The organism is Rhizobium sp. KNZ14-9A (assembly GCF_056755015.1).
This window is the reverse complement of record NZ_JBPGXB010000002.1, coordinates 1930717-1956114: the sequence shown is the minus strand read 5'-3', so window position 1 is coordinate 1956114 and position 25398 is coordinate 1930717. Positions and strand designations below refer to the sequence as shown.

Here is a 25398-nt window from a genome sequence, read left to right as displayed (position 1 = left end):
CGAGAATCGCTAGGAGTGGCCTCACTGGATAGGTCTGAGGGGAAGTTTGCATGTGCGGAATTGTGGGGATCGTCGGAAATGCGTCGGTTGCGGGCCGTCTCGTCGATGCGCTGAAGCGGCTGGAATATCGCGGCTACGATTCCGCCGGCGTCGCCACAATCCATGAAGGCGTAATGGATCGCCGCCGCGCAGAGGGCAAGCTCTTCAATCTCGAAAAGCGTCTCGACAGCGAGCCGCTGCCCGGAACGACCGGCATCGCCCACACGCGCTGGGCAACCCACGGTGTGCCGAACGAGACCAACGCCCATCCGCATTTCGTCGAAGGCGTCGCCGTCGTCCACAATGGCATCATCGAGAACTTCTCCGAGCTGCGCGACGAGCTGAGCCACGAGGGCGCTGCCTTTCAAAGCCAGACGGATACGGAAGTCGTCGCCCACTTGATGGCGAAATATCTGCGAGAGGGTCTTTCCCCGCGCGAAGCCATGCTGAAGATGCTGAACCGCGTCACGGGCGCCTATGCGCTGGCGGTCATGCTGAAGAATGACCCAGGCACGATCATGGCGGCTCGCTCCGGCCCGCCGCTGGCCATCGGTTACGGCAAGGGCGAAATGTTCCTGGGCTCGGATGCCATTGCGCTATCGCCATTCACCAACGAGATCACCTATCTCGTCGATGGCGACTGGGCGATCATCAACCGCGAAGGCGCGACTGTACTCGATTTCTCCGGCAAGGTGGTCAAGCGTCCGCGGCAGATCTCCCAGGCAACGGCCTATGTGGTTGACAAGGGCAATCACCGCCACTTCATGGAAAAGGAAATCTACGAGCAGCCCGAGGTCATCTCCCATGCACTCAGCCACTATGTGGATTTCGCTGCCAACACGATCAGCCCGAATGCATCCGCCATCGACTTCAAGGCGGCGACCGGTCTTGCAATATCGGCCTGCGGCACGGCCTATCTCGCTGGCCTGATCGGCAAATATTGGTTCGAACGTTATGCGCGCCTGCCGGTCGAAATCGATGTCGCTTCGGAGTTCCGTTACCGCGAAATGCCGCTGCAGCCTTCGCAGGCGGCCCTCTTCATTTCGCAGTCGGGCGAGACCGCCGATACGCTGGCATCACTCCGCTACTGCAAAGACAACGGTTTGAAGATCGGCGCCGTCGTCAACGTGCGGGAATCGACCATCGCCCGCGAATCCGACGCCGTCTTCCCGATCATGGCCGGGCCGGAAATCGGCGTTGCCTCCACCAAGGCCTTCACCTGCCAGCTTGCCGTGCTTGCTTCGCTTGCAATCGGTGCCGGCCGTGCGCGCGGCACGATCAGCGCCGACGACGAGAAGGCGATGGTACGCCATCTTGCGGAAATGCCGCGCATCATGAGCCGCGTCCTCAATCTCATCCAGCCGCAGATGGAAGGCCTGTCCCGCGAACTCTCAAAGTGCAAGGACGTGCTCTATCTCGGCCGCGGCACCAGCTTCCCGCTCGCCATGGAAGGCGCGCTGAAGCTCAAGGAAATCTCCTATATCCATGCCGAAGGTTATGCCGCCGGCGAGTTGAAGCATGGACCGATCGCGCTGATCGACGAAAACATGCCCGTCATCGTCATCGCACCCTATGACCGTTTCTTCGAGAAGACGGTCTCCAACATGCAGGAAGTCGCAGCCCGCGGCGGCCGAATCATCTTCATCACCGACGAGAACGGTGCGGCTGCTTCGAAACTGCCGACGATGGCGACGATCACGCTTCCGAATGTCGATGAAATCATCTCGCCGATGATCTTCTCGCTGCCGATCCAGCTGCTCGCTTACCACACGGCGGTCTTCATGGGCACGGACGTCGACCAGCCGCGCAACCTCGCAAAATCGGTGACTGTGGAGTAAGTCCTGAGAGGCCGAAATATATTGTATGATAAGCCGAATTCTGGCAGTTTTGTGCCTGCGGACACAGGGGGAGGGCCGGGTGAACCGGACTGTCTAAAGACTGAAACGGAGTTCATCAGAAAAGATGACCGAGAAGGCTCCCCGAGTGCCGGTCGCAATGCGGCTGAGGAATAATTTTCTCGCCGGCCTTATCATCTGTGCCCCGATCGCGATCACCATCTGGCTGACCTGGACCTTCATCCACTGGTCTGACAGCTGGGTGCGGCCCTATATCCCGGCGCGCTGGAATCCGGAAAGCTACATAAATTTCGCCATTCCCGGCTTCGGTCTGTTGACCGCGGTGATGATCATCACGATCGTTGGCTTCCTCGGCAAGAACCTCATCGGTCAGAGCATCGTCCGCTTCGGCAAATCTATCGTTCAGCGCATGCCGCTGGTGCGCACTATCTACAGAAGCGTGAAGCAGATCTTCGAAACGGTGCTGAAGGAACAGTCGAATTCCTTCAAGAAGGTCGGCCTGATCGAATATCCTGGCCCAGGCCTTTGGGCGCTCGTCTTCATCGCCACCGATGCCAAGGGCGAGATTGGTTCGAAGTTCAACGCGATGGGTGAGGATATGGTCGCGGTCTTCCTGCCGCCGACACCGGTGCCGACGGCGGGCTTTCTCATCTTCGTGCCGCGCGAGAAGATCGTTATGCTTGACATGAACCCGGAGGATGCCGCCAAATTCCTGATATCAGGCGGCCTCGTCGCCCCGGAACATTTGCCGGTCGTCCGTCCCAAGCCGAAGGCGATATCCAAGGTCGACTAACCGGCTCTGAGGAACCGGATCGCTTCGTCTCGACGGAAGAGATAGAGCAGGGTGCGCACTGCCTCGCCGCGTTCGCTCGTCAATTCCGGATCGCGCTCGATCAGATAGGCCGCGTCCTTGCGGGCGATCTCCAGGAGATCGGCATGCGCCTCGAGACTGGCGATGCGAAAGCCCGGCGTACCTGACTGACGGGTCCCGAGAACTTCGCCTTCGCCGCGCAGCTTCAGATCCTCTTCCGCAATCCGGAAGCCGTCTTCCGTTTCGCGCATGATGGAGAGCCGCGCATGGCCCGTTTCACCGAGAGGCCCCTTATAGAGCAGGATGCAGGTCGAGGCCTCGTCGCCTCGTCCGACACGCCCGCGAAGCTGGTGGAGCTGTGCCAGCCCGAAGCGCTCGGCATGTTCGATCACCATGATCGTCGCATCCGGCACGTCGACCCCGACTTCGACGACGGTGGTCGCCACCAGCAGCCGCAATTCGCCGCTCTTGAAGGCGAGCATCACGGCATCCTTCTCCGGTCCGCTCATGCGCCCGTGAATGAGGCCGATGCCTGGACCGAGCGCAGAGACCAGCGTCGCATGCCGCTCCTCCGCCGACATCAGATCCAGCTCTTCGGATTCCTCGACCAACGGGCAGATCCAATAGGCCTTCTTGCCTTCCACCAGCGCGCTCTTCAGGCGGCCAACGATCTCGCCGGTCCGCTCGGTCGGAACGGTGATCGTCTGGATCGGCTTGCGGCCAGCCGGCTTCTCCGTCAGCTTTGAGACGTCCATGTCGCCAAAGGCTGCCAGCACCAGCGTGCGTGGGATCGGCGTTGCCGTCATGACCAACATATGCGGCGAGATGCCCTTTGCCGTTAGCCGCAGGCGCTGGTGCACGCCGAAACGATGCTGCTCGTCGACGACGGCCAGCATCAGGTTCTTGTAATTGACGCTGTCCTGGAAGAGAGCGTGCGTGCCGATGATGATCTGCGCTTCGCCCGATGCAATACGCTCGAGAATATCTTCGCGCTCGCGACCCTTGGTACGGCCCGTCAGCACTTCGACGCCAAGACCGGCGGCACCCGCAAATTTCGAGATCGTAGCATGATGCTGGCGGGCGAGAATTTCCGTCGGCGCCATCAGCACGGCTTGTCCGCCACTCTCGATGACGGCAGCCATCGACAACAACGCGACCAGCGTCTTGCCGGAGCCGACATCGCCTTGCAGCAGCCGCAGCATGCGCTCCGTGCCGGCCATATCCTTCAGGATGTCGGCAACGGCTTCTGTCTGGCTGCGCGTTGGCGAAAAGGGAAGGTTTTGCAATATTTTGTCGCTGATTTCTCCAGTGGAATATACGGGTTGCCCGGCCACTTTGCGCAGCCTCTGGCGCACCAGCGTCAGCGACAGCTGACCGGCCAGGAACTCGTCATAGGCAAGCCTGCGGCGGGCAGGGGCTTGCGGGTCGATGTCGGATGGATCCCGCGGCTCGTGGAGCATATGAAAGCTATCGCGGATCGACGGCAGACCCTGCTTCTGCGCCAGCGAAAGATCGATCCATTCCGGCAATTCCGGCATGCGGGGTAGGGCCGCGTCGATGATCTTGCGTAGCGTCTTCGGCGAAAGCCCCGCCGTCAGCGGATAGATCGGCTCGACCAGCGGCAGGTTCTCGGCATCGCTCGCCCTGACGATATAGTCGGGGTGGACCATGGAGGCGCGGCCGTTGAACCAATCGACCTTGCCACTGACGGTTACTTCCTCGTCGATCGGCAGCTGTTTTTCCAGCCACGCCGCCTGTCCGCGGAAGAAAACGAGCGAAAGCTCGCCAGTCTCGTCGTGCAGGAAGACGCGGTAGGGAATATTGCTCTTGCCGCGTGGCGGCGCCTGATGCCGGTCCACACGGGCGGTGATCGTCACGATAGCGCCCTGCGGCGCGCGAGCTATCCCCGGCTGGTTGCGCCGGTCGATCAGTGAATAGGGCGCATGGAACAGGAGGTCGATGACCCGGCAATCGTCAGGCGTCTCGCGTCCGAGCAGCTTGACGAAGAGCTCCGAGATCTTCGGGCCGACGCCAGGAAGGCCCGAAACGGGAGAAAACAGCGGATCGAGAATGGCGGGGCGCATGGGCGCCAAAATGCGATGAACAATAGGGCCTTGGCAAGGCTGACAAGCCGCTTTCGAGGGTCTATAGAGGCGCATCAACAAAGAAGGTGAATGCCATGACAGGTGTAACGCTCACGAGCGCCGGTCTTGACCCGCGCCGCCGCCGGATTCTTTTCCGTTGCTGGCACCGCGGGATCAGAGAGATGGATCTTGTCTTCGGCCAGTTCGCTGAAAACGAACTTCCCACCATGAGCGAAGCCGAGCTCGACGAGTTCGAGGCGATCATGGCGGAGGAGGACAATGACCTCGTGCGCTGGATCATGGGAACCTGGCCGACGCCCGAGCATTTAAAGACACCCATGTTTGCCCGCATTGCCGCCTATAAGCCCGATTTTGACACGCCCCGGATGCCTGAATGATCCCCGGTTTTGACGCCAAGAAGCTTGCAGCCGCCGCCGAGCCGCTGACGATCGGCAACGTGCCTGCGGGCATGGAACCGCTGCTGCTTGCCGAGCTCGCCCGCAACGGCGAACCCGTTGCCTATGTTCTGTCAGATGGTCATCGTATGGCCGATCTGGAGCAGATGCTGGGCTTCGTCGCGCCCGATATCCCGATCCTTACACTGCCTGCCTGGGACTGTCTTCCCTATGACCGTGTGTCGCCAAGCGCCGATACCTCGGCACGCCGTCTGGCCGCGCTCTCGGGTCTGATCGCCCACCGCAAGAAGCCGCATGCGGCAATCGTGCTGGTGACGGCCAATGCCATGCTGCAGAAGGTGGCACCGCAGGATATAATCGAAAGCCTTACCTTCTCGGCGCGACCAGGTAATCAGGTGCGCATGGAGGATATTGCCGGCCGGCTGGAGCGCAACGGCTTCGAGCGCGTGGCAACCGTGCGTGAGGTCGGCGAATATGCCGTGCGTGGCGGCATTCTCGATGTCTTCGTGCCCGGTTCTGAAGAGCCTGTCCGCCTTGATTTCTTCGGCGATACGCTGGAGAGCATCCGCAGCTTCGATCCGGCAAGCCAGCGCACCATCGGGCAGGTCCGCTCCCTTGATCTCAACCCGATGAGCGAGGTGACGCTGACGCCGGATACGATCAGCCGCTTCCGCAAGAACTACCTCTCCACCTTCGGTGCTGCCACCCGCGACGATGCGCTCTACCTCGCCGTATCGGAAGGACGCCGCTATCCCGGCATGGAACACTGGCTGCCGCTGTTCTACGAAAAGCTGGATACGGTGTTCGATTACCTCTCGGGCTTCCGCATCGTCACCGATCATACGGTGCGTGAGGCCGCCGAAGAGCGCTCCAAGCTCGTCTATGACTATTATGATGCGCGCCTGAATTCCGGCCAGCCGGGCAAGGGACAGATGGCGCAGGGCACGCCCTATAAGCCGGTCTCGCCCGGTCAGCTCTATCTCGACAGCAAGATCTTCGCGCGCACGCTCGATGCGATTAACGCTATCAGGGTGTCGCCTTTCAACGAACATGAGGGCGAGGCACGCCGCGTCGTCAATCTCGATGCACGCCAGGGGCCGCGATGGGCGCGCTCCAATGCCGAAGGCGGCGGCGATGCCGAGCGCGTCAACGTCTTCGACGTCGTTGTCAAACATATTGCCGACAAGCGCGCCGGCGGCGCGAAGGTCGTCATCACCGCCTGGACCGAGGGGTCGCTCGAGCGTCTGCTACAGGTCCTCAACGAACACGGCCTTGAACGGATCAAGCCGATCACCGCGTTGAAGGATCTCGGCGGCCTGGCAAAGGGTGAGGCGGCAGCGGCTGTATTCAGCCTGGAATCCGGTTTCGAGACCGGCGATCTCATCGTCATCGGCGAGCAGGATATTCTCGGCGACCGTATGGTGCGCCGCTCCCGCCGCAGGAAGCGTGCGGCAGACTTCATCTCCGAAGTCGCCGGCCTTGATGAAGGATCGATCGTCGTCCACGCCGAACACGGAATCGGCCGTTTCGTTGGCCTTCGCACCATCGAGGCGGCCGGCGCGCCGCATGCCTGCCTCGAGCTGCAATATGCAGATGATGCCAAGCTTTTCCTGCCGGTCGAAAATATCGATCTTCTGTCGCGCTTTGGCGGTGAGGGCACGGAAGTACAGCTCGACAAGCTCGGCGGTGGCGCATGGCAGATGCGCAAGGCCAAGCTCAAGAAGCGGCTGCTGGATATGGCCGATGCGCTGATCCGCATCGCCGCCGAGCGCCTGACGCGCCACGCGCCCGTGCTGACGACGCCGGAAGGGCTCTACGACGAATTCGCCGCCCGTTTCCCCTATGACGAAACGGAAGATCAGGACAACGCCATCGAAGCCGTGCGCGGAGATCTCGGCGCCGGCCGCCCGATGGATCGCTTGGTCTGCGGCGACGTCGGCTTCGGCAAGACCGAGGTCGCACTGCGCGCCGCCTTCGTCGCTGCCATGAACGGCGTGCAGGTCGCCGTCGTCGTGCCGACGACGCTGCTCTCCCGCCAGCATTTCAAGACTTTCTCCGAGCGGTTCCGTGGTCTGCCGATCCGCATCCAGCAGGCCTCGCGCCTCGTCGGCTCCAAGGAGCTGGCGCTCACCAAGAAGGAAGTCGCCGAAGGCAAGACGGATATCGTCGTCGGCACCCACGCGCTGCTCGGCGCCGGCATCAACTTCGCCAATCTCGGCCTGCTCATCATCGACGAAGAGCAGCATTTCGGCGTCAAGCACAAAGAACGCCTGAAGGAGTTGAAGAGCGATGTGCATGTGCTGACGCTCTCGGCAACGCCGATCCCGCGCACGCTGCAGCTTGCCATGACCGGGGTGCGCGAACTCTCGCTGATCACCACGCCGCCGGTCGACCGCATGGCGGTGCGCACCTTCATTTCGCCCTTCGACAGCCTCGTCATCCGCGAGACGCTGATGCGCGAGCACTATCGCGGCGGCCAGAGCTTCTATGTCTGCCCGCGCTTAGCCGATCTGGAAGATGTCCACGCTTTCCTGCAGTCCGACGTGCCGGAGCTGAAGGTTGCTGTCGCCCATGGCCAGATGCCGGCCGGCGAACTGGAGGACATCATGAATGCCTTCTATGAAGGCCGTTACGATGTGCTGCTCTCGACCACCATCGTCGAATCCGGCCTCGATGTGCCGACGGCGAACACGCTGATCGTCCATCGCGCCGATATGTTCGGCCTCGCGCAGCTCTACCAGCTGCGCGGCCGTGTCGGCCGTTCGAAGGTGCGCGCCTTCGCGCTCTTCACGCTGCCGGTCAACAAGGTGCTGACGGCAACTGCCGAGCGCCGCCTCAAGGTGCTGCAGTCGCTGGACACACTCGGCGCCGGCTTCCAGCTCGCAAGCCACGACCTCGATATCCGCGGTGCGGGCAACCTGCTCGGCGAGGAACAGTCCGGCCACATCAAGGAAGTCGGCTTCGAGCTGTATCAGCAGATGCTGGAAGAGGCAGTCGCCGAGGTGAAGGGCGTCGACGAGATCCAGGATACCGGCTGGTCGCCGCAGATATCCGTCGGCACGACCGTGATGATCCCGGAAGGCTACGTACCCGACCTGCACCTGCGCATGGCGCTCTACCGCCGCCTCGGCGAACTTACCGATCTCAAGGAGATCGATGGCTTCGGTGCCGAGATGATCGATCGCTTCGGCCCGATGCCGGTGGAGGTCCAGCACCTGCTGAAGATCGTCTACATCAAGTCGCTCTGCCGCACGGCCAATGTCGAGAAACTCGATGCCGGCCCCAAGGGCGTCGTCGTGCAGTTCCGCAACAAGGAATTCCCCAACCCCGCCAATCTCGTCGGTTATATTGGCAAGCAGGGCGCGATGGCGAAGATCCGCCCTGACCACAGCCTCTTCCTGACCCGCGACCTGCCGACCCCGGAAAAGCGTCTGCAAGGTGCAGCCGTTATCATGACGCAGCTTGCGGATCTCGCGAAAAGCTAAGGGCAGCCCGGCGAAAACCGGACTGCCCTCCAACTGCGTTTTCAGTTTGTCGATCCTGACGCGCGTCAGTTCATCCCGGCACGTGCTTCGGCCTTAGCTGCGGCAATTTCCCTGAGAGCGCCCGCCAGCACATCGGGTGTCTGCGCGCCGCTGACGGCATATTGCTGGTCGAAGATGAAGAACGGCACCCCGTTGACACCCATGCGCTGCGCTGCGTCGATTTCCGAGAGAATGACGCTGCTATCGGCGTCCGAAGCGAGCAGGGCGACAATGACCGAGCGCTGCAGACCTGACTTCTCGGCAATATCGAGCAGCACCTCATGATCGCCGACATTGCGGCCCTCCTCGAAATTGGCCTTGAACAGCGCCGAGACGACTGCCTCCTGCTTCTGCCGGTCTTCGACACCAGCCCAGTGGATCAGGCGGTGCGCATCGAGCGTATTCGGCCCGATCTTGATGGCCTCGAAATTGAACTTGATGCCGACTTCGCGGCCATAGCTGGTCAGCATCTTGTGCGCCTCAGCCACGCGTTCGGCGCCACCGAGTTTCTGCTCCAGCATCTTTTTCTGGTCGACACCTTCGGGCGGATAATCCGGGTTGAGGCGGTAGGGGCGCCAGTTGATATCGACGCCGATTTCATCCTGCACCTCGGCGATCGCCAACTCCAGCCGCGCCTTGCCGAGATAGCACCAGGGGCAGACGACATCAGAGACAACGTCGATGGTGATGCGTTCCATTGTGATTCCTTATTCTGCCATCCCTCAATGACGGTTGGCTCGATCGCATAGAAGATGTTTTCGACGATCTTTAGAGGAAGGTCGAGGCAAGAGAAAGGAAATAGACGACGCGCCTGATGATGTGATTATTGCGCGCTAGCATCCCACCATGTCTGCAACTGATAGCCATAGAGCGGCACCGCATCCGGGTGACCGATGCGCTTGTTGCGCGCAACCCACTGCTGATCGATGTGGTAGAGGGGTAGCACATAGTGGTTGGAGAGCAGCAGCCGGTCATAGGAGCGGACGGACGCCGTAAAGTCCTCTGTCGACCGCGAGCGCAGCAGATGATCGATCAGCGTATCGAGATTGGGGTCGTTGGCCCCGGCGAAACTGTCCGTCCCTTCACGCGTGCGGGCAGCGGACGACCAGCGGCCGAGTTGCTCGTTGCCGGGTGAGAGCGATGAGGTGTAGGCCTTCATGATCATGTCATAGTCGAAGCTGTTCGTGCGGCTTTGATACTGCGAATTGTCGACGGTGCGGATCGACGCGGCGACACCGATCGTCTGCAGCGATCGCTGGTAGGCGACGGCGAGCTTCTCCTGGTCAGCATTCTGGGTCATGATCTCAAAGGCGAGCTGCTTGCCGCTCTGATCAGCCATCTTGCCGCCCTGGATCGTGTAGCCTCCCTGTTTCAGGAGGTCGACAGCCTGCCTCAGCACGTTGCGGTCGCGTCCCGAGCCATCGGTCACCGGCAGCTTGTAGCTGCCGTCAAGAATGGCGGGGTCGATCTGATCCTTGATCGGTCCGAGCAGCGCCAGCTCACGTGCATCCGCCGGTACCCCGAAACTCGAGAGATCGGAATTCTGCCAGAAGCTTTGCGTGCGCTTGTAAGCGCCGGAATAGAGATTCTTGTTGGCCCATTCGAAATCGAAGACCAGCGACAGGCCCTCGCGCACTTTGATATCGCTAAAGATCGGCCGCCGCGTATTGAAGACGAAGCCGAGCATACCGCTCGGCAGTTTCGGCTTGAACACATCCTTCACGACCGCGCCCGACGTTGCGGCCGGGAAATCATAGGCATTGGCCCAATGCCCCGGATTGCCTTCCAGATAGATATCGACGTCGCCTTTCTTGAAGGCCTCGAAAAGCGTCGTATCCTGCAGGAAATACTGCACGGTGAGCTGGTCGTAATTGTCCATTCCGACCTTGGCCGGAATGTCCTTGCCCCAGTAATTCGGGTCGCGCTCATAGGTGATGCTTTCGCCCGGCTTCAGGTTCTTGATCTTGTAGGGACCGGATCCAACAGGTGGCGTGAGCGAGCTGCGGTCGAAGCTATCGGGGTCGATCGCGTGTTTTGGCAGGATGGGAAACAGGCCGAAGATCATCGGCGTCTCGCGGTCTGCCTTCTCATTGAAGGTGAAGCGTACGCTGTGGTCGCCAATCTTCTCCATCTTTGAAACGAGATTGAGGCGGCTGGAGAAGGGCACGCGCCCTTTGTCGCGCAGGAGCTCGAAGGAAAAGATCACGTCTTCGGGCGTGACCGGCTGCCCGTCCGACCACCTGGCTTTCGGATTGAGGTTGAACTGGATGAAGGTGCGGTCTTCATCCCATTCCACCGTTTCCGCCAGCAGGCCGTAGAGCGTGAAGGGCTCGTCGCTCGAACGCTGCAGCATGGATTCGTAGATGAGGTTGCCGAATTGCGGATCCCACATGCCGCGCGCCGTCGTGCGCATGCTTTTCAGGATAAAGGGGTTTAAACTATCGAAAGTGCCGACCACGCCGTAGGTGATCTTCCCGCCCTTCTTCACGTCGGGATTGACGTAAGGGAAGTGCTTATAATCGGCAGGCAGCGCTGCCGAACCATGCATGGCGATGCCATGCACGGGTTCCGCGGCGGCGGCACCGCAGGTAAGCATGAAAGCGGCGAGGAGGACGATCCGAAGCATTCTGAAATTCCTTGATGCGTGGCGACGGGCACGATTCGCCGGAAGGGTAGCATGGGAGCGCTCAATTCCAACCGCAGCCGCCGCTTTCTTTACCTATGTGCCAAAATGCCCGCGAAATTGCCAAAGAAATGCTGGATATCTTCAACGCTGCGATGTAACACGTGACCCGAAGTTTTGGGGTCATGCATTTGCCTTATTTTTTTAAGAGGTGGAGTGCCGAACGACCCGGTGGTTGGGGCGACCGAACGTAGCCCCGAAACGGATATCAGGAGACGGAATTCGTTATGATGTTCAAGTCTGAAAAGAAAATGCGGGCAGCACTGTCCGTTATGGCAGTGATCTTCGGTGCTTCGGCTCCGGTCTCGTCCTTCGCACAGGACGCAGCCGCCCAGGCTCCGGCAGCGTCGGCTGACGCTCCCGCACAGGCCGTCGGCGCACCGCGCCTCGGCTGGTACAAGACCTGCAGCAAGCAGGAAGACAACGACATCTGCGTTGTTCAGAATCTGGTTCTCGCCAACGGCGGCCAGCTGGTGACGGCTGTCGGCCTGATCTCGGTTTCCGGCAAGATCAACCGCAAGATCCTTCAGGTTTCGGTTCCGGCCGCACGCCTGATCCCTCCGGGCATCAGCATGCAGATCGATGGTGGCAAGGGCCAGAAGCTCGATTACGCCGTCTGCCTGCCGGACAAGTGCACAGCTGAAATTCCGCTGACGGACGCCATGATCGCAAGCCTCAAGAAGGGCAGCGACGTGGTCTTCACCTCGATCAACTTCCGCCGTGCTGCGAACCCGATCAAGGTTTCGCTCGAAGGCTTCACCGGCGCCTATGACGGCGAACCGGTTTCCGAGTCGAAGCTCGCCGAAAGCCAGCGCAGCCTGCAGGACAGCATGCAGAAGAAGGCTGAAGAAGCCCGCAAGAAGCTGGAAGACGCCCAGAAGGCAGCAAAGGCCCAGTAATCGGGACTTTAACGAATTGACGAAAAGCCCGGCTTCAGGCCGGGTTTTTTGTTGCCAAAAGAAAGGCCCCGACATGCGGGGCCTTGTTATGGGAGTTATGTGATCCAACTTTAATGGGCGAAGCTCATCTTGGGTTTGAACTGGCCTGTCGGGCCGCGGTCGAAGATCTGTTCGACCTGCGGATTGCGAAGCGGTGTGTCGCTCTCGTCGCTCACCAGGTTCTGCTCGGAGACGTAAGCGACATATTCGCTGTCGTCGTTTTCGGCGAGCAGATGGTAGAACGGCTGGTCCTTGCTGGGGCGGACTTCCGCGGGAATGGAATTCCACCACTCTTCCGTATTCGCGAACTCCGGATCAACGTCGAAGATGACGCCGCGAAACGGAAAAACCTTGTGCCGGACCACTTCGCCTATACTGAACTTTGCAACTCTTTCTTTCATGGTACGACTTCCTTTCTCACCTGATTTGGTGATCGGTCCCCCGCAAATCAAGATTTTTACGGGATTTCGTCACATGATCGTCATGTCTGCCGATCGGCGTTCATGACCTCGGGGTCGAAAAAAGCCCCGGCGAACCGGGGCTTCCTGTCTTGTCTTACGCCGAGTAGTACATGTCGTATTCGACCGGATGCGGCGTCATTTCGAAGCGCATCACTTCGGCCATCTTCAGTTCGATGAACGCGTCGATCTGGTCGTCGTCGAAGACGCCGCCTGCCGTCAGGAACTTGCGGTCCTTGTCGAGGCTTTCGAGCGCTTCGCGCAGAGAGCCGCAGACGGTCGGGATCTTCTTCAGTTCCTTCGGCGGCAGGTCGTAAAGATCCTTGTCCATGGCTTTGCCGGGATGGATCTTGTTCTTGATGCCGTCGAGGCCTGCCATCAGCATGGCAGCGAAGGCGAGGTAGGGGTTGGCAGTCGGATCCGGGAAGCGGACTTCGACGCGCTTTGCCTTCGGGTTGGAGCCGAACGGAATGCGGCAGGAGGCCGAGCGGTTGCGGGCGGAATAGGCCAGCAGTACCGGAGCCTCATAACCCGGGACGAGACGCTTGTAGGAGTTCGTCGACGGGTTGGTGAAGGCGTTGATCGCCTTGGCATGCTTGATGATGCCGCCGATATAGTAGAGGCAGGTTTCGGAAAGGCCTGCATATTCGTCGCCGGCAAAGGTCGGCTTGCCGCCCTTCCAGATCGACTGGTGTACGTGCATGCCCGAGCCGTTATCGCCGAAGATCGGCTTCGGCATGAAGGTTGCCGTCTTGCCATAGGCATTGGCGACCTGATGAACGACGTACTTGTAGATCTGCATCTTGTCGGCGTTGCGAACGAGCGTGTCGAACTTAATGCCGAGCTCGTGCTGGGCGGCAGCCACTTCGTGGTGGTGCTTTTCGACGACGACGCCCATTTCGGAGAGAACCGTCAGCATTTCCGAACGCATGTCCTGGGCGCTGTCGACGGGGGGAACCGGGAAGTAGCCGCCCTTGACGCGCGGGCGGTGGCCGAGGTTGCCGGTCTCATAGTCGGTGTCGTCGTTCGACGGCAGTTCGGTGGAGTCGAGCTTGAAGCCGGTATTATACGGGTCGGCCTTGTACTTGACGTCGTCGAAGACGAAGAATTCGGCTTCCGGGCCGACGAAGATCGTGTCACCGATGCCGGATGCTTTCAGATAGGCTTCGGCCTTCTTGGCGGTGCCGCGCGGATCGCGGTTATAGGCTTCGCCGGAAACCGGGTCGAGGATGTCGCAGACAATAACCATGGTCGATTGGGCGAAGAACGGGTCCATATGCACCGTGTCCGTGTCGGGCATCAGCACCATGTCGGACTCGTTGATGGCCTTCCAGCCGCCGATCGAGGAACCGTCGAACATGACGCCGTCGGCGAACATGTCTTCATCGACGCAGGCTATGTCCATCGTAACGTGCTGCAGCTTGCCCTTGGGGTCGGTGAAGCGCAGGTCGACGAACTTTACATCGTTGTCCTTGATCTGCTTCAGGATTTCGCTTGCACTCGCCATAAGATGCTTCCTCTGTTTTGTGATGATGTTACGTTATGTGCGATGAGGATGGTCAAGCTTCGCCGAAGGCAAAGCCGGTCAGATGGCATCGATACCGGTTTCACCGGTTCGGATGCGAATGACCTCTTCGACGTTGGAAACGAAAATCTTTCCGTCGCCGATGCGCCCCGTCTGCGCGGCCTTGCGGATCGCGTCGATGACGGCCTCCGCGTTTTCATCTGCGAGCACGACCTCAACCTTCACCTTCGGCAGGAAATCGACGACATATTCTGCGCCGCGGTAGAGTTCGGTATGGCCCTTCTGGCGACCGAAGCCCTTCGCTTCCGTGACAGTGATACCCTGCAGACCGACTTCCTGAAGGGCTTCCTTCACCTCGTCCAGCTTGAAAGGCTTAATGATCGCTTCGATCTTTTTCATGAGAAAATGTCTCTCCGCTTCTCCCGTTACAGCAGGAACCTTCCCGCTCGCGGGATATGATGCAGATATCGTGCCAGTTTGAAATCCGTCTCACCCAAAAAATCGCGGAATTTTGTGCGTGCGACCTTGTTTGCCTGCGTTTTCGTGTCGTTTTGATGAAAAAAGAGGTGAACAATAGTGCGTTTTGATCAAAAATGACGCGAAAATTGAAAAAATCCCTCGACTCATAATTTCTTACGGTCTGTCGTGTGTGGGTCGAAAAATAGGCAAATGCATAATATTTGCTCTTTCGTTGTGATAATCATGCGGTTGTTTTTTAGGCGCTTTTTGAATTGAATAGGGGCATGAGCAAACGCCTCGCCGATCTTCTCCTGACCCCTGTCGAAATGGCTGCGGCCGATAAGGCTGCAGCCGAATCCGGAATCGATTCCTATGGCCTGATGGAAAAGGCAGGTGCCGCGGTCGCGGCTGCAGCATTGCGTCTTTATCCCGGCGCACAACGTTTTGCGGTGTTCTGCGGCCCCGGCAACAATGGCGGTGACGGTTATGTCGTCGCCCGGCTCCTGCAGGAGAGTGGTGGACGGGTGGAAATCTTCCATCTTGGTAACCCGGAAAAGCTGACGGGCGATGCGGGCCGCGCTAGAGCAGCCTGTGCGATGAAGGGGGAGGATATCGCGTGCTATGACCAGCAGCTGGGTGATGTCATCATCGACGGCCTCTTCGGAGCCGGCCTTGCACGGGATGTGCCATCCGAGGTCGCCGATCTGATCCACAAGGTCGGCAAGGCAGGAACTCCCGTCATCGCCATCGATCTGCCATCTGGCCTGGACGGGCGCACCGGCGCCGTGCTCGGCGGCGCCTTCCGAGCGGCGCATACGGTGACCTTCATGACCCGCAAGCCCGGCCATCTGCTGATGCCTGGCAGGGAGCTTTGCGGCACGCTCGAGGTCTTCGACATCGGCATCCCCGGACGCATCATCAGGGCGCAGACGGATGGCCGTGTGGACGAGAATACACCTGCCGCATGGCGCGCTGTCATTCCGACCGAGCAGCTGGAGACCCACAAATATAAGCGTGGTCACCTTGTCGTATTTTCGGGTGAGGCGAGCAAGACGGGCGCCGCCCGCATGTCGGCCATGGCGGGGTTGAAGGCCGGGGCAGGGCTCGTTACCATCGCCGCGCCGACCGAAGCACTTTCCGCCAATAGCGCGCACCTGACAGCCGTCATGCTGCACGCCATTGATGATGCAGCAGCATTGGCAGGATGGCTGAAGGACACACGCCTTCAAACCTTCGTTCTCGGCCCCGGTTTCGGCATCGGAAAGAAGACCCGCAAATTCGTATCCCTACTGCGCGACCGTCATCTCGTTCTCGACGCCGATGGCATCAGCTCCTTCAAGGACGATCCGCAGGCGCTTTTCGAGCTGTTCAAGGGAGTGCCGCGCCTCGTTCTCACGCCGCACGACGGCGAGTTTGCCCGCCTCTTTCCCGATATTGCCGCCGACGAGAAGGCGGGCAAGGTCGACAAGGCGCTCGCCGCTGCCAGCCGCGCCAATGCTGCTATCATCTATAAGGGGGCGGATACCGTCATCGCCTCACCGGACGGCCGGGCGCTGATCAACACCAACGCACCGGTCTGGCTTGCCACCGCCGGCTCCGGCGATGTGCTGGCAGGCATTATCGGCGGCCTGCTCGCCCAAGGCCTGCCGGCCTTCGAGGCAGCCGCCGCTGCTGTCTGGCTGCATGGAGAGGCAGGCCAACGCGCCGGCAAGGGGTTGACGGCCGAAGACCTCGCCGCGCACGTGCTGCCTTATTGAGCGATTACTTGTCGAGCCGCTTCTGTAGGGCGATCGCCCCGTGCGGCGCATTGACCTTGCCCTCGTGGATCATGAAGGCAAAGACGTCGCGCGGCTCGACCTTGACCTTCCTGTCCTTGTCGATCAGCGGTAAGTCGTCAGGCACTTTGCCCTCGGCCCAGATCTGTAGCCGCTTGGTCCAATCCTTCAGCTCCGGTTCCGGATAGCAGGTCGGGATATCGTCGGACCCTTTCTGCAGCCGCGTATAGACGAAATCCGCTGTCACATCGGCAATCATCGGATAGTCGAAATGCTCGGCGCAGACGGGTGCCACGCCATATTTCTCCAGCAACGCCACGAATTCCGGCACCTTGAAGGAATTGTGCCGGACTTCCACGACATGGCGCAGCTTCAGCCCATCCTGTTTTTCCGGCAGCAGCTTCAGAAAGGCTTCAAAATCATCGGGTTCGAATTTCTTTGTTGGCGCGAATTGCCAGAGCAGTGGGCCGAGGCGATCACCAAGTTCGCTGATGCCCGACGAGAGGAACCTCGCCATCGACTCCCAGGCTTCGGCAAGCACGCGCCGGTTCGTGGTGTAACGCGTCGCTTTCAGCGAAAAAACGAAGCCATCGGGCACATCGGCGGCCCACTTCGCGAAGACTGCCGGCTTCTGCGTGCTGTAATAGGTGCCGTTGACCTCGATGACCTTCAGCTGGCGGCTGGCATAGTTCAGCTCGTCCTTCTGCTTGAGATCGGTGGGAAAGAAATGGCCGCGCCACGGCTCGAACGTCCAGCCGCCGATGCCTACGCGGATCGTGCCCGATTTGCTCATCTGCTCCTCCTCGCTTGCGATCTCTCAGATCGCACCAACCTTTTTCGTCATATCGACGACGGTCCATCCTGGCCGATAGGGATTGGGCCGGCGACCCGTTTCCTGAAAACCGAAGGCGGAATAAAGCGCGATGTTCCGCTCCATCCGCGCATTGGTATAGAGCCGCATCTCAGGCGTTTCCCACTCCCGCGCTTTGTCCTCCAGCCAGCGCAACATGGCCACACCATGTCCCGCTCCCTGGAAGTCCGGCGATACCGCGATACTGAAAAGCATCACGTGGTCGGCATGGCGCTCGACGACAGAGAGCCCCGTCACAGCACCGTCAGCCTCCCGCAGCCAGACCTCGCCGCGCTCAATCCGCGGCTTGTAATCTTCCGTCACCGGAATCGGCGGATAGCCGAAAAGATCGGTATAGGGCTGGTAGGCGGCCGTCGTCAGCGCCACGACGCCGGGCAGGTCCGCAATCGTGGCGAGCCGCATGGTCATTCCGCCGCTGCGACCGCCTTCTTGACCGGTCGCCGCTCCAGCAGCTCCTTGAGGAACTGGCCGGTATAGGAGCGCTTCTCCTTGACGATCGTCTCTGGCGTGCCGACAGCCACGATCTCGCCGCCGCCGTCACCACCCTCGGGGCCGAAATCGAGGATCCAGTCGGCAGTTTTGATGACTTCGAGATTGTGCTCGATGACAACGACCGAATTGCCCTGATTGACTAGTTCGTGCAGCATTTCCAGGAGCTTGGCGACGTCATGGAAGTGCAAGCCGGTGGTAGGCTCGTCGAGGATATAGAGGGTGCGGCCCGTCGAGCGTTTCGACAATTCCTTGGCGAGCTTGACGCGCTGCGCCTCGCCGCCCGAGAGCGTATTGGCCTGCTGACCGACCTTGATGTACCCGAGACCGACATCGAAAAGCGACTGCAGCTTGTCGCGCACGGCCGGGACGGCCGTGAAGAACTCGACACCTTCCTCCACGGTCATATCGAGCACGTCGGAAATCGACTTGCCCTTGAAGGTGACATCGAGCGTTTCGCGGTTGTAACGCTTGCCGTGGCAGACGTCGCAGGTGACGTAGACATCAGGCAGGAAGTGCATCTCGATCTTGATGACGCCATCGCCCTGGCAGGCCTCGCAGCGGCCGCCCTTGACGTTGAAGGAGAAACGACCTGGCTGATAACCGCGCGCCTTCGCCTCCGGCAGGCCGGCAAACCAGTCACGGATCGGTGTGAACGCGCCGGTATAGGTTGCGGGGTTCGAACGCGGCGTGCGGCCGATCGGCGATTGGTCGATGTCGATCACCTTGTCGATATGCTCGAAACCATCGATGCGGTCGTGATCGGCAGGGATTTCACGAGCGCCCATGACACGCCGTGCCGCCGACTTGTAGAGAGTCTCGATCAGGAAGGTGGACTTGCCGCCACCCGAGACACCCGTCACAGCCGTAAAGACGCCAAGCGGAATGGCCGCTGTGACGTTCTTCAGATTGTTACCGCGTGCGCCGACGACCTTGATCTCCTTGCCCTTCTTAGGCTTGCGCCGCTCATCGGGCAGGGTCACACCAAGCTCGCCCGACAGATATTTGCCGGTGAGCGACTTTGGATTGGCCATGATTTCCTGCGGTGTGCCATGCGCCACTACCTGGCCGCCATGCACACCGGCGGCGGGGCCGATATCGACCACATCGTCAGCCGTCAGGATCGCATCTTCGTCATGTTCGACCACGATGACTGTATTGCCGATGTCACGAAGGTGCTTCAGCGTATCGAGAAGACGGGCATTGTCGCGCTGATGCAGGCCGATCGACGGCTCGTCGAGCACGTAGAGAACGCCGGTCAGGCCTGATCCAATCTGCGAGGCAAGACGGATACGCTGGCTCTCGCCGCCGGAAAGCGTGCCGGAATTGCGAGACAGGCTCAGATATTCGAGACCCACATCGTTGAGGAACCGCAGGCGGTCGCGGATTTCCTTGAGGATGCGCACGGCAATCTCGTTCTGCTTGGCGTTGAATGCCGCCGGCAGCGTCTCGAACCAGTCGCGTGCGATCCGGATCGACATCTGCGTGACTTCGCCGATATGCAGCTTGTTGATCTTGACCGCGAGCGCTTCCGGCTTCAGGCGAAAACCGTTGCAGGCCGGGCAGGGGGCCGCCGACATGAAGCGCTCGATATCCTCGCGCGCCCAGGCCGAATCCGTTTCCTTCCAGCGCCGCTCGAGATTGGGCACGATGCCTTCGAAATTCTTCGAGGTCGTGTAGGAGCGCGCGCCATCGGCATAGTGGAATTCAATCCTCTCCTCGGTGCCGTTCAGGATGATATCCTTGGCTTTTTCGGGAAGGTCGTTCCAGCGGCTGCCGAGCTTGAAACCGAAATGCTTGCCGAGCGCTTCCAGCGTCTGGTTGTAATAGGGCGAAGTGGACTTGGCCCAGGGCGCGATAGCGCCGTCGCGCAGCGTACGCTCCGGCTCCGGCACGATCAGATCAGGGTCGATCTTCTGCTGCGAACCGAGACCGTCGCAGGTCGGGCATGCGCCAAAGGGATTGTTGAACGAGAAGAGCCGTGGTTCGATTTCCGGAATGGTGAAACCGGAGACCGGGCAGGCGAACTTTTCCGAAAACAGCACGCGTTCGTGTGTCTCGTTGAGCGATTTGTTGGCCGAGCCGCCAGCCGAGGTTTCCTCAGGCGGCAACGGCTTGTCGGCGAATTCGGCAACGGCGAGGCCATCGGCAAGCTTCAGCGCCGTTTCGAAACTGTCGGCCAGGCGCGAGGCCATGTCGGGCCGCACGACGATACGGTCGATGACCACGTCGATATCGTGCTTGTATTTCTTGTCGAGAACAGGTGCATCGGCGATCTCGTAGAACTGACCGTCTACCTTGACGCGCTGGAAGCCCTTTTTCATGAGCTCCGCCAATTCCTTCTTATACTCGCCCTTGCGGCCGCGGATCATCGGCGCCAGGATGTAAAGACGCGTGCCTTCCTCGAAGGCCAGCACACGGTCGACCATCTGGCTAACCGTCTGGCTTTCGATCGGCAGGCCCGTGGCCGGCGAATAGGGAACCCCGACGCGCGCAAACAGCAGGCGCATATAGTCGTAGATTTCGGTAACCGTGCCAACCGTCGAGCGAGGGTTGCGCGAGGTCGTCTTCTGCTCGATCGAGATTGCCGGCGACAACCCGTCGATCTGGTCGACATCGGGTTTCTGCATCATTTCCAGGAACTGGCGCGCATAGGCCGAAAGGCTTTCGACATAGCGGCGCTGGCCCTCGGCATAGATCGTATCGAAGGCGAGCGAGGACTTGCCGGAGCCGGAAAGGCCGGTCATGACGATCAGCTTGTTCCGCGGCAGATCGAGGTCTATGCCCTTCAGATTATGCTCGCGCGCGCCACGGATGGAGATCGTCTTCAGTTCGCTCATCGTCTCTGCTTCAGATGGTTTGGGGATAACAGCCCTTATTTAGTGATGCCAGCGGGCGAGTCGAGGCTGAAAGTCCGGAACAACAAAGGTTTTCGATTCTGTTGACAGGATCATAACGAATAATTAGAACAAATAAAGAACAAAATTCCTTGTGGATTAAGAAGGGCTGGATGCGCATCGCTTGTCCTCTATGGTTTAAGGTGCGCCGATGATTTTTGAACGCCGCCGGTCAGGGCGGCAGTAAGGTGAATGATATGGCTGGCAGTGTGAACAAGGTAATTCTTATCGGAAACGTGGGCGCCGACCCCGAAATCCGGCGCACGCAGGATGGCCGGCCGATCGCCAATCTTCGCATCGCGACCTCGGAAACCTGGCGCGACCGCAATTCCGGCGAGCGCCGCGAAAAAACCGAATGGCACACGGTGGTGGTCTTCAACGAAGGCCTCTGCAAAGTGGTCGAGCAATATGTGAAGAAGGGCGCCAAGCTCTATATCGAAGGCGCTCTGCAGACACGCAAGTGGCAGGACCAGACCGGCAACGACCGCTACTCGACGGAAATCGTGCTGCAGGGTTTCAATTCGACGCTGACGATGCTCGACGGGCGCGGTGGTGAGGGCGGCGGTGCTGGCTCCGGCTTCGGCGGCGGCCGTGGCAGCGACGATTTCGGTGGCGGTGGTTATGGCGACGATTACGGCGCACCCGCTCCAGCGTCCGGTGGTGGTCGCAGCGGTGGTGGTCGTAGCGGCGGAAGCAGCGGCGGCGGTAGCGCTGGCGGCGGCAACTTCTCACGGGATCTCGACGACGACATTCCGTTTTGATCGGTCTTATTCAGTAGCAAACGGCGCCCTCGGGCGCCGTTTTCATGTCGGCGTGGCGCTGATCAGGTTGAGAGCAGATTTCGCACCGTCGACAACGAACTGCGCGGCGAGTGCGGCCAGGATCACGCCGAGAAGACGGGTCAGGATCGCCCGGCCGGTGACGCCGAGGAAGCGGTCGAGCCGGTCAGCCAGGAAAAGCACCACCAGCGTGATCAGCAGGCAGCCGGCAATGACGCCGATCAGCTGCGCCCGCTCGACGGTGGAGGGCAGAGTGCCTCCGAGCAGGATCGTCGCCGAAATGGCGCCCGGCCCGGCAATTAGCGGCAGTGCCAGCGGGAAGACGGCAATATTCTCGATATGATCCTTGGTGATCGCCACTTCCGTGGTCTTTTCCTTGCGGTCCTGGCGCTTCTCGAAAACCATTTCGAAGGCAATCCAGAAGAGCAGCAATCCGCCCGCCAGGCGGAAGGCGCCGATGGAAATGCCGAGCACGCCGAGCACGCTGGAGCCGAACAGGGCGAAAACAGCAAGGATGATGAAAGCGATCGTCACACCGCGCAGCGCCACCTGCTTTCGCTCCGGGCGGCTCATGCCGACAGTGAGGCCGAGAAAGAGCGGGGCAAGTCCCGGCGGATCGATGGTGACGAGAAGCGTCGTGAACGCGTTGATCAGTTGGTCGGCGCTTGCCATCGCTTCTCCAAAACCCCATATAGATGCTTGTTTTTCATGATTGTGCTGTGCCGATTCCGATTTGGCAAATGCATGATCGCTGATTGTCTCCCTGCCATGGGCAAATACCATGATTTGCCCTCTTTCGAACGCAAAAGCCTGTTCAAAACCCCTGGCCAAATTGGCGTGGGAACAGGCTTTCCGCTATAAATCTTCGAGTGATTCTAGAAGAGAACGTGAACCGTTTTGACTGAGCAAACACCCCCCGGCGGCGGGAAGCTCCCGCCAGGCATCGAGCCCATCTCCATTATGGAGGAAATGCAGCGGTCGTATCTCGATTACGCCATGAGCGTGATCGTGTCGCGTGCGCTGCCCGACGTGCGCGATGGCCTGAAGCCCGTGCATCGGCGCATCCTTTACGGCATGTCCGAGCTCGGCATCGACTGGAACAAGAAATACGTCAAATGCGCCCGCGTTACCGGGGACGTGATGGGTAAATACCATCCGCACGGCAATGCCGCGATTTATGACGCACTCGCCCGCATGGCGCAGCATTGGTCGTTGAGGCTGCCGCTGATCGACGGCCAGGGCAATTTCGGCTCGGTCGACGGTGACCCGCCGGCGGCCGAACGTTACACCGAATGCCGCCTGCAGAAGGCCGCCCATTCGCTGCTCGACGACCTCGACAAGGAAACGGTCGACTTCCGCGACAACTATGACGGCACGCTGTCAGAGCCGGTCGTAGTGCCTGCCAAGTTCCCGAACCTGCTGGTCAACGGCGCAGGCGGCATCGCCGTCGGCATGGCGACGAATATCCCGCCGCATAACCTGTCTGAAGTCATCGACGCCTGCATCGCGCTGATCAATGATCCGGCAATCGAACTGCCGGAGCTGATGCAGATCATTCCCGGTCCGGATTTTCCGACCGGCGCCAAGATCCTCGGCCGCGCCGGTATTCGCTCGGCCTATGAAACCGGCCGTGGTTCGGTCATCATGCGCGGTGTTGCAACCATCGAGCCGATGCGCGGCGATCGCGAACAGATCATCATCACCGAAATTCCCTATCAGGTGAACAAGGCGACAATGATCGAGAAGATGGCCGAACTGGTGCGCGAGAAGCGCATCGAAGGCATCTCGGATCTGCGCGACGAATCCGACCGTCAGGGCTACCGCGTCGTCGTCGAGTTGAAGCGCGACGCCAATGCCGACGTCATCCTCAACCAGCTCTACCGCTACACGCCACTGCAGACCTCCTTCGGCTGCAACATGGTGGCGCTGAACGGCGGCAAGCCGGAACAGCTGACGCTGCTCGACATGCTCCGCGCTTTCGTCTCCTTTCGTGAAGAAGTCGTTAGCCGGAGAACGAAGTTCCTCCTTCGCAAGGCGCGCGAACGTGCCCACGTCTTGGTGGGTCTCGCAATCGCCGTCGCCAATATCGACGAAGTCATCCGCGTTATCCGTCAGGCGCCGGACCCGCAGTCTGCCCGCGAAGAACTGATGACCCGCCGCTGGCCGGCGGAAGACGTCGAAAGCCTGATCCGCTTGATCGACGACCCGCGTCACCGCATCAATGACGACCTGACCTACAACCTCTCGGAAGAGCAGGCTCGCGCGATCCTTGAGCTCCGCCTTGCGCGTCTGACGGCCCTCGGCCGCGACGAAATCGGCGATGAACTCAATAAGATAGGCGAGGAAATCAAGGATTACCTCGACATCCTGTCGTCGCGCGTGCGCATCCAGACGATCGTCAAGGACGAGCTGACCTCTGTCCGTGACGAGTTCGGCACACCGCGTCGCACCGAGATCATCGATGGCGGCCTTGAGATGGACGATGAGGATCTCATCGCCCGCGAAGACATGGTCGTGACAGTCTCACACCTCGGCTATATCAAGCGCGTGCCGCTGGCGACCTACCGTGCGCAGCGCCGCGGCGGCAAGGGCCGTTCGGGCATGACCACCCGCGATGAAGATTTTGTTAGCCGGCTATTCGTGGTCAATACTCACACGCCGGTTCTGTTCTTCTCCTCGCGCGGCATCGTCTACAAGGAAAAGGTCTGGCGCCTGCCGATCGGCACGCCGACCTCGCGCGGCAAGGCGTTGATCAATATGCTGCCGCTGGAATCCGGCGAACGCATAACCACCATCCTGCCGCTGCCTGAGGACGAGGATAGCTGGGACAACCTCGACGTCATGTTCTCGACGACACGGGGCACGGTCCGTCGCAACAAGCTGTCGGACTTCGTCCAGGTGAACCGCAACGGCAAGATTGCCATGAAGCTTGACGAGGAGGGCGATGAAATCCTCTCTGTTGAGACCTGCACGGATCAGGACGACGTTCTGCTGACGACAGCGCTCGGCCAGTGCATCCGCTTCCCGGTCGATGACGTCCGCGTCTTTGCCGGCCGCAACTCGATCGGTGTGCGCGGCATCAATCTCGGCAGTGGCGACAGCATCATCTCGATGACGATCGTCGGCCATGTCGATGCCGAGCCGTGGGAACGCGCAGCTTACCTCAAGCGTTCCGCCGCCGAACGGCGTGCGACGGGCGTGGATGAAGAGGATATCGCTCTGGTCGGCGAGGAAGTCACCGAAGAGGGACAGCTCTCTGACGAGCGCTACGAAGAGCTGAAGGCACGCGAACAGTTCGTGTTGACGGTTTCGGAAAAGGGCTTCGGCAAGCGCTCGTCCTCCTACGATTTCCGCATCTCTGGCCGGGGCGGCAAGGGTATCCGCGCCACCGATACGTCGAAAACCGGCGAAATCGGCGAACTGGTCGCCGCCTTCCCGATCGACGATGGCGATCAGATCATGCTCGTCTCGGATGGCGGTCAGCTGATCCGCGTTCCGGTCGGCGGCATCCGTATCGCCAGCCGCGCGACGAAGGGCGTGACAATCTTCTCCACTGCCAAGGATGAGAAGGTCGTCTCGGTCGAGCGCATCAGCGAGCCGGAAGAAGAAGAGACGACGGAAAACGGTGACGAAGCCGTGGTTTCCGAAGGCGAAGCTCCTGCAGCGGGCGAAGCCGACGAAACCCCATCGGCTGAATAATTCACCACTTTCTCATTGCGGACCGGGCGGCCCCTGCCGCCCGGTTTTTTATTGCGCTATGAAGAGCTTGCCGATTCATCCGGAGGGGGGAATGT

Annotated in this window: 18 protein-coding genes; 8 read left to right on the top strand and 10 right to left on the bottom strand. The window is 60.3% G+C overall.

The annotated features are described in order from the left end of the window. Positions 1 to 50 precede the first annotated feature (50 nt). Positions 51 to 1877 (top strand): glutamine--fructose-6-phosphate transaminase (isomerizing), encoded by a 1827-nt coding sequence (glmS, locus tag ACR9ZQ_RS16180; protein ID WP_481428283.1) that lies wholly within the window; start codon positions 51 to 53, stop codon positions 1875 to 1877. Between the two features lie 124 nt (positions 1878 to 2001). Next, the gene (locus tag ACR9ZQ_RS16175; RefSeq protein ID WP_481428282.1) at positions 2002 to 2688 is read left to right on the top strand and encodes a DUF502 domain-containing protein; all 687 of its coding nucleotides are present in this window, start codon (positions 2002 to 2004) and stop codon (positions 2686 to 2688) included. On the opposite strand, the gene recG is transcribed toward ACR9ZQ_RS16175, so the two are convergent. Next, positions 2685 to 4790 (bottom strand): ATP-dependent DNA helicase RecG, encoded by a 2106-nt coding sequence (gene recG / locus ACR9ZQ_RS16170; RefSeq protein WP_310389615.1) that lies wholly within the window; start codon positions 4788 to 4790, stop codon positions 2685 to 2687. The genes ACR9ZQ_RS16175 and recG overlap by 4 nt on opposite strands. Positions 4791 to 4885: 95 nt before the next feature. Between recG and ACR9ZQ_RS16165 the strand changes: the two genes are divergently transcribed. Next, positions 4886 to 5188, top strand: a complete 303-nt coding sequence (locus tag ACR9ZQ_RS16165) for a succinate dehydrogenase assembly factor 2 (protein ID WP_113319909.1) — start codon at positions 4886 to 4888, stop codon at positions 5186 to 5188. Then, positions 5185 to 8691 (top strand): transcription-repair coupling factor, encoded by a 3507-nt coding sequence (gene mfd / locus ACR9ZQ_RS16160; RefSeq protein ID WP_481428281.1) that lies wholly within the window; start codon positions 5185 to 5187, stop codon positions 8689 to 8691. The genes ACR9ZQ_RS16165 and mfd overlap by 4 nt, the downstream gene beginning before the upstream one ends. 65 nt (positions 8692 to 8756) lie before the next feature. Here the strand turns inward: mfd and ACR9ZQ_RS16155 are convergent, their stop codons facing one another. Beyond that, positions 8757 to 9428, bottom strand: coding sequence for a DsbA family oxidoreductase (locus ACR9ZQ_RS16155; protein WP_481428280.1), 672 nt, complete (start codon positions 9426 to 9428; stop codon positions 8757 to 8759). Between the two features lie 125 nt (positions 9429 to 9553). Beyond that, entirely contained in the window at positions 9554 to 11356 is a 1803-nt protein-coding gene (locus ACR9ZQ_RS16150; RefSeq protein ID WP_481428279.1) for an extracellular solute-binding protein, read from the bottom strand. A 284-nt stretch (positions 11357 to 11640) separates the two neighbouring features. On the opposite strand from ACR9ZQ_RS16150, the gene ACR9ZQ_RS16145 reads away from it, so the two are divergent. Further along, a complete protein-coding gene (locus tag ACR9ZQ_RS16145; RefSeq protein WP_113319913.1) occupies positions 11641 to 12312 on the top strand; it encodes an invasion associated locus B family protein in 672 nt (223 codons plus the stop codon). A gap of 110 nt (positions 12313 to 12422) precedes the next feature. On the opposite strand, the gene hspQ is transcribed toward ACR9ZQ_RS16145, so the two are convergent. The 3 genes from hspQ to ACR9ZQ_RS16130 form a co-directional block, all read right to left on the bottom strand. Then, positions 12423 to 12752 (bottom strand): heat shock protein HspQ, encoded by a 330-nt coding sequence (gene hspQ, locus ACR9ZQ_RS16140; protein WP_007811955.1) that lies wholly within the window; start codon positions 12750 to 12752, stop codon positions 12423 to 12425. A 154-nt stretch (positions 12753 to 12906) separates the two neighbouring features. Further along, on the bottom strand, positions 12907 to 14316 hold the full coding sequence (gene glnA / locus ACR9ZQ_RS16135; protein WP_007811957.1) for a type I glutamate--ammonia ligase: 1410 nt from the start codon (positions 14314 to 14316) through the stop codon (positions 12907 to 12909). 78 nt (positions 14317 to 14394) lie between these two features. Beyond that, a complete protein-coding gene (locus ACR9ZQ_RS16130; protein ID WP_003539626.1) occupies positions 14395 to 14733 on the bottom strand; it encodes a P-II family nitrogen regulator in 339 nt (112 codons plus the stop codon). 344 nt (positions 14734 to 15077) lie between these two features. Here ACR9ZQ_RS16130 and ACR9ZQ_RS16125 point away from each other — a divergent pair, with 344 nt between their 5' ends. Beyond that, positions 15078 to 16550, top strand: a complete 1473-nt coding sequence (locus tag ACR9ZQ_RS16125; RefSeq protein WP_310389627.1) for an NAD(P)H-hydrate dehydratase — start codon at positions 15078 to 15080, stop codon at positions 16548 to 16550. 4 nt (positions 16551 to 16554) lie between these two features. Here ACR9ZQ_RS16125 and ACR9ZQ_RS16120 read toward each other — a convergent pair whose 3' ends face one another. From ACR9ZQ_RS16120 to uvrA, 3 genes are read right to left on the bottom strand one after another with little or no spacing between them, the layout of a single operon-like run. Next, positions 16555 to 17361 (bottom strand): DUF72 domain-containing protein, encoded by an 807-nt coding sequence (locus tag ACR9ZQ_RS16120; RefSeq protein ID WP_481428278.1) that lies wholly within the window; start codon positions 17359 to 17361, stop codon positions 16555 to 16557. A 24-nt stretch (positions 17362 to 17385) separates the two neighbouring features. Next, positions 17386 to 17847: a GNAT family N-acetyltransferase gene (locus ACR9ZQ_RS16115; RefSeq protein ID WP_310389631.1), complete on the bottom strand. Its 462-nt coding sequence runs from the start codon at positions 17845 to 17847 to the stop codon at positions 17386 to 17388. Continuing rightward, positions 17844 to 20768, bottom strand: coding sequence for an excinuclease ABC subunit UvrA (gene uvrA / locus ACR9ZQ_RS16110; protein ID WP_481428277.1), 2925 nt, complete (start codon positions 20766 to 20768; stop codon positions 17844 to 17846). Before uvrA ends, ACR9ZQ_RS16115 begins: the two co-directional genes overlap by 4 nt. Positions 20769 to 21022: 254 nt before the next feature. Between uvrA and ACR9ZQ_RS16105 the strand changes: the two genes are divergently transcribed. After that, a complete protein-coding gene (locus ACR9ZQ_RS16105) occupies positions 21023 to 21586 on the top strand; it encodes a single-stranded DNA-binding protein (RefSeq protein ID WP_310389635.1) in 564 nt (187 codons plus the stop codon). Between the two features lie 42 nt (positions 21587 to 21628). Here ACR9ZQ_RS16105 and ACR9ZQ_RS16100 read toward each other — a convergent pair whose 3' ends face one another. Further along, positions 21629 to 22276, bottom strand: a complete 648-nt coding sequence (locus tag ACR9ZQ_RS16100) for a MarC family protein (protein WP_310389637.1) — start codon at positions 22274 to 22276, stop codon at positions 21629 to 21631. Between the two features lie 225 nt (positions 22277 to 22501). On the opposite strand from ACR9ZQ_RS16100, the gene gyrA reads away from it, so the two are divergent. After that, a complete protein-coding gene (gene gyrA / locus ACR9ZQ_RS16095) occupies positions 22502 to 25303 on the top strand; it encodes a DNA gyrase subunit A (protein ID WP_310389640.1) in 2802 nt (933 codons plus the stop codon). The last annotated feature ends 95 nt before the right edge of the window (positions 25304 to 25398 follow it).